Origin of the sequence: Serratia sp. (in: enterobacteria) (assembly GCF_046715635.1) — a bacterium.
Taxonomy (GTDB): Bacteria; Pseudomonadota; Gammaproteobacteria; order Enterobacterales; family Enterobacteriaceae; genus Chania.
Window position 1 is genome coordinate 1 of sequence record NZ_JBKJYW010000112.1, and the last position, 5,938, is coordinate 5,938.

Sequence of the window (5,938 nt, forward strand, 5' to 3'; positions counted from 1 at the left end):
CAGTTGGACGATGCGTTCCTTGTGCAGCGGCGTCAGCTTGGCAAACACCGTAGTACGCGCCGCCGCCGCGACCAGCGTGGCGTCATCCATCAGTTCGATCTCGCTGCCACGCAGGATATGCTCCGCATCCAGCCCCACGTCTTTACATACCTTAGCGGCTACCAACTCGTTGTCGCCGGTGAGGATCTTGACGGTTACGCCATTCTTTTTCAGCGCGGCCAATGCCGGTGCGGTGCTCTCCTTCGGTGGATCGAGGAAGGCGATATAACCTTCGAGGATCAGATCCGACTCATCTGCCACGCCATACTCATGATCCGTCGCTGGCAGGATCTTGTTGGCCACCGCCACCACGCGCAGCCCTTGCTGGTTGAGCTCGTCGGTAACACGGCGGATGCGCGCCAGCAGCGCTTCGCTGAGCGGGATCACTTCATCTTCCTGACGCACATGGCTACAGATCGACAGCATCTCTTCCAGCGCGCCCTTGCAGATCAGCTCATGATATTGCGCCTCTTTCGCTACCACCACTGACATGCGGCGGCGTTCGAAATCGAACGGGATCTCGTCCACTTTGCGGTAATGCTGCAACGCGTCCGGCTGTTGGCTTTCGTCGGCACAGGTCAGCACTGCCACATCCAGCAGATTTTTCAGCCCGGTCTGGTAGAAGCTGTTCAGCCAGGCATAGCGCAGCACCCGCTCGCTGTTGGCGCCAAACACGTCGGTATGGCGCTCCAGCACGATCTTGTCCTGGGTCAGCGTGCCGGTTTTATCGGTACACAGAATATCCATCGCGCCAAAGTTCTGGATCGCATCCAGACGTTTGACGATCACCTTCTGGCGCGACAGCTTGACCGCCCCTTTCGCCAGGGTAGAGGTGACGATCATCGGCAGCATTTCCGGCGTCAGCCCCACTGCCACCGAGAGCGCAAACAGCGCCGCTTCCCACCAGTCGCCTTTGGTGAAGCCGTTAATCAGCAGCACGATCGGCGTCATCACCAGCATGAAGCGGATCAATAGCCAGCTCACTTTGCTGATACCGGCCTGGAAGGCGTTGGGCTGCTCATCCTGGCTGGTCACCCGCTGCGCCAACTGGCCAAAGTAGGTTTCGCTGCCGGTGCCGATCACCATGGCCAGCGCGGTACCGCTGACGACGTTGGTGCCCATGAAGCACAGGTTTTGGCACTCCAACGGATCGCTCCCCTGGCCACGGGGATCCGCCACTTTTTCTACCGGCAGCGATTCACCGGTCAGCGCTGCCTGGCTGATAAACAGATCCTTGGCAGATAGCAACCGCAGATCTGCCGGGATCATATCCCCAGCCGACAGCTTGATGATATCGCCCGGCACCAGCTGTGAAATCGGCAGTTCGCTGTGTTCGCTTTTACCGGTATGCGCATCGCTGCGGTACACCGTCGCGGTGTTGCTGACCATCGCCTTCAGCGCATCCGCCGCTTTGTTGGAGCGGGCTTCCTGGATAAAGTGCAGCAGCGTGGAGATCAGCACCATCAGGCCAATCACCAGCGCAGCGATCAGATCCTCGGTGGCGTAGGAAATCAGCCCCAGTACGGTCAGCAGCAGGTTGAACGGGTTGCTGTAACAGTGCCACAAATGCTTCCACCCGCTTTCGGCCAGTTGGTTTTCGATGGTGTTGCTGCCAAACAGGCCGCGGGCGGTTTCTGCTTCCCGCTCGGTGATGCCTTCCGGGTGGCTGTTGAAACGCTCATACAACTGCAAAGCGCTGGCGGCAGCACATTCCAGGCGTTGTTGCGCCAAACCGGCAGGCAGCTCTTGCGCCGACCCACTGACGCTTTCCAATAGCGCATCACGCCGCACCAGACGGCGTGGCAAATTGCGGCTGAGCAGGCCCAACAGCCGACGGGGGAGTTGTTTAAATTTCATCGTTCGCACCTCATCGCCCAGCGCCTCACGGCAGTGGGTGAACGGCGGATCGGCCCGTTGGCTTGATTTTCGGACGTGCCAAAAATCCTCCGCCGGAGCAGATCACTGATTTTCAATCACAACAGAGGCGAACTATCGAGCAAGTGCCACTGCTTACCTAAACCGGTAAAACAGCAACGCAGAGCGGAGGGGTTTTACCGGGGAACCGAATGAGTAGTGTCGGGGCTCGGATCAGGATCCATTCAGGGATTAACCTCCGGTAAAGAAAAAGGCAGGAGCGGCAGGAGCGGCCATTCCGTTTTGCATCACTATAGGCTGCACATCAAGATCCGCGCGTTAAAATGCGCTATGGTAGCGAGCATAAGTGGGATGTTGTATACCCTATGAATTTCAAGTTGCAGCTAGGCGACAAACTTACTCATCCCCAGGAGCTTACTTTAGTAAGTGACTGGGGTGTGTAAGTGCAGGTAACAACGCTGCAACTTGAAAGGCGACGGGTATAAGTTTAAGCCTCATAACCTAAATGAAAAGTAAACCATGCAAAACCGGCTGACAATCAAGGATATCGCCCGCCTGAGCGGGGTAGGCAAGTCTACCGTCTCACGCGTGATGAATAACGAAGGCAGCGTAAGCCCGCAAACCCGTGAACGGGTGGAAGCGGTGATCCGCAGCCAGGGTTTTACCCCGTCAAAATCGGCCCGCGCCATGCGTGGCCAGAGCGACAAAGTGGTCGCCATTATCGTTTCCCGTCTGGATTCCCCTTCGGAAAATCAGGCCGTGCGCACCATGCTGCCGCTGCTGTATCAGCAGGGCTTCGATCCGATCGTGATGGAAAGCCAGTTTGAAACCCGGCTGGTGGAGGAACACCTCAACGTACTGCGCCAGCGCAACGTCGACGGCGTGATCCTGTTCGGCTTTACCGGCCTGACCGCAGCCATGCTCCAACCGTGGCAGGAAAAGATGGTGGTGGTCGCCCGCGAATATCCTGGCATCTCCTCTGTCTGTTATGACGATGAAGGTGCCGTGAAACTGCTGATGCAGCGCTTACGCAAGCAGGGCCACAGCCATATCAGCTACCTTGGCGTGCAGGAGTCCGATGCCACCACCGGGATGCGCCGTCATCAGGCCTATCTGGGTACCTGCCGTGAACAGAAGATCTCGCCGTTGGTGGCATTGGGTGAACTGAACTATCAGAGCGGCTTCCAACTGGCCGCCAACGTGATTGAACCGCAAACCACAGCACTGGTGTGCGCCTCCGATACCATCGCTCTCGGTGCGATGAAGTACCTACAACAGCAACACATTACGCTAATCCAGGTGTGCGCCATCGGTAATACGCCCATGCTCAACTTCTTGTTCCCAGAGACATTTTCCGTTGAACTGGGCTATGGCATCGCTGGGCAGCAGGCGGCCCTTCAGCTGTTGGGCCAGTTGAGTGGTGAAGTGAGCATCCGCCAAATCATTATTCCCTGCAAACTCGCCTGATTTATAAGGCCACGTCTCACCGGGCGCAGCATGCAGCGCCCCTACGTATTGAGCCAGAGTATCGACGTTATTTGCAGCATTATTGTTCGTTTTGTGATCCTTACCGCAAGTTGGGAACGTTCCCATTTCATAACAACGGTCGAGTGACTAAGCTTAAAAACATCAAAACCTCTGAGCCTCACTGATAACAAGGGTGCCATAATGAGCAAAGTTCAGCAGCAGGACATCGATCGCCTGATCGTGCTGGTGGGTGGCCGCGAGAATATCGCCACCGTCAGCCACTGCATTACCCGCCTGCGTTTTGTCCTTAACGATCCCGCCAAGGCCAAGCCGAAAGAGATTGAGCAGTTACGCATGGTCAAAGGCTGCTTCACCAACGCCGGGCAGTTTCAGGTGGTGATCGGCCCTGAAGTGGGTGATTACTATCAGGCGTTAATCGCCACTACCGGCATCAACGAAGCCGATAAGGAGCAGGCCAAGCTGGCCGCTCGCCAGAATATGACCTGGTTCGAACGCGGTATCTCCCACTTCGCCGAGATCTTCTTCCCGCTGCTGCCGGCGCTGATCAGCGGCGGTTTGATCCTGGGTTTCCGCAACGTCATCGGCGATATCCCGATGTCCGGCGGCCAAACGCTGGCCCAGATGCACCCGGCCTGGAAAACCATTTACGACTTCTTGTGGCTACTGGGCGAAGCTATCTTTATGTTCCTGCCGGTGGCCATCTGTTGGTCAACGGTGAAGAAGATGGGCGGTACCCCGGTGCTTGGCATCGTGATGGGGATCACCCTGGTCTCCCCGCAGCTGATGAACTCCTACCTGCTCGGTCAGCAGGTGCCGGAAGTGTGGAACTTTGGCTGGTTCACCATTGAGAAAGTGGGTTATCAGGCGCAGGTGATCCCGTCGATCCTCGCCGGTATGGCGCTGGGCTGGATCGAAACCCGCCTGAAAAAGATCGTGCCGGATTATCTGTATCTGGTGGTGGTGCCGGTCGTTTCCCTGCTGCTGGCCGTGTTCCTGGCGCACACGCTGATCGGTCCGTTTGGCCGCATGATTGGTGATGGCGTCGCCTGGGCGGTGAAGTGGGTAATGACCGGCAGTTTCGCTCCGATCGGCGCGGCACTGTTTGGCTTCCTGTATGCGCCATTGGTGATCACCGGCGTACATCAGACCACGCTGGCAATCGATATGCAGATGATCCAAAGCATGGGCGGCACGCCAGTCTGGCCGTTGATTGCCCTATCTAATATCGCGCAGGCCTCGGCAGTGCTGGGCATCATCATCGTCAGCCGCAAAACCAACGAACGCGAGATTTCCGTACCGGCCGCTATCTCCGCCTACCTCGGCGTTACCGAACCGGCCATGTACGGTATCAACCTGAAATATCGCTTCCCCATGCTGTGCGCGATGATCGGTTCCGCTTTCGCGGGCTTGATTTGTGGCTTGACCGGCGTGATGGCCAACGGCATCGGCGTAGGTGGCCTGCCGGGCATCCTGTCTATCCAACCGCAGTTCTGGCTGATCTACTCCGTAGCTATCCTGGTGGCCGTGGTGATCCCGCTACTGCTGACCATGATGGTTTACAAACGCAAAGCCAGCCGCGGTGAGTTGCCGGTTTAAACAGAAAGGTATTCTTATGAGCAATGTAATTCCCTGGTGGCAGAACGGCGTTATTTATCAAATCTACCCGAAGAGCTTCCAGGACAGCACCGGTAACGGCTATGGCGATCTGGCCGGGGTAACTCAACGGCTGGACTATTTGCAGGAGCTGGGCGTCGATGCCATCTGGCTGACGCCGGTCTATGTCTCGCCCCAGGTCGATAACGGCTATGACGTAGCCGATTACTGTGCCATCGATCCGGCTTACGGCACCCTGGCCGACTTCGAACACCTGGTGGCACAGGCCCATCAACGCAAGATCCGCATCGTGATGGATATGGTGTTTAACCATACCTCCACCGAGCACCCGTGGTTTAAAACCGCGCAGGATCCTGCCAGCCCGCTGCGCCAGTTCTACATCTGGCGCGATGGCGAAGGCGATGCCCTGCCCAATAACTGGCGTTCCAAGTTTGGCGGCAACGCCTGGCAATGGCACGCCGACAGCGGCCAATACTACCTGCACCTGTTTGCTACCGAACAGGCCGACCTGAACTGGGAACACCCGCCGGTGCGCGAAGAGCTGAAAAAAGTGTGCCAGTTCTGGGCAGACAAAGGGGTCGACGGGCTGCGTCTTGATGTGATCAACCTGGTGTCCAAGCAGCAGGACTTCCCGAGCGATAACCAGGGCGATGGCCGCCGTTTCTACACCGATGGCCCGCGTATTCACGAATTTTTGCAGGAGATGAGCCGCGACGTGTTCCAGCCACGCGGCCTGATGACCGTGGGCGAGATGTCTTCAACCTCTCTGGAGCACTGCCAGCAGTATGCGGCGCAAAGCGGTGCCGAGCTGTCGATGACCTTCAACTTCCACCACCTGAAAGTGGACTATGCCGACGGGCAGAAGTGGACGCTGGCTGCACCGGATTATGTTGAATTGAAGCAGATTTTCCACCACTGGCAG

General features: G+C 57.4%; 4 protein-coding genes. 3 read left to right on the plus strand and 1 reads right to left on the minus strand.

The features are described from left to right. The coding region (gene mgtA / locus ACLQ7H_RS05400; protein ID WP_411751791.1) for a magnesium-translocating P-type ATPase at positions 1-1,896 on the minus strand (1,896 nt) is incomplete at its 3' end. Positions 1,897-2,433: 537 nt separating this feature from the next. Here mgtA and treR point away from each other — a divergent pair. From treR to ACLQ7H_RS05415, 3 genes are all read left to right on the plus strand, one after another. Continuing rightward, positions 2,434-3,381: a trehalose operon repressor TreR gene (gene treR / locus ACLQ7H_RS05405; RefSeq protein ID WP_411751792.1), complete on the plus strand. Its 948-nt coding sequence runs from the start codon at positions 2,434-2,436 to the stop codon at positions 3,379-3,381. Between the two features lie 201 nt (positions 3,382-3,582). Next, complete coding sequence (gene treB, locus ACLQ7H_RS05410; RefSeq protein ID WP_411751793.1) at positions 3,583-4,998, plus strand: PTS trehalose transporter subunit IIBC; 1,416 nt, start codon at positions 3,583-3,585, stop codon at positions 4,996-4,998. A gap of 16 nt (positions 4,999-5,014) precedes the next feature. Beyond that, the coding region (locus ACLQ7H_RS05415) for an alpha,alpha-phosphotrehalase (RefSeq protein ID WP_411751794.1) at positions 5,015-5,938 on the plus strand (924 nt) is incomplete at its 3' end.

Excerpts from the sequence above, each read along its gene's own strand:
- treR (WP_411751792.1), top strand. The coding sequence starts at position 2,434 with ATGCAAAACCGGCTGACAATCAAGGATATCGCCCGCCTGAGCGGGGTA.
- treB (WP_411751793.1), top strand. The coding sequence starts at position 3,583 with ATGAGCAAAGTTCAGCAGCAGGACATCGATCGCCTGATCGTGCTGGTG.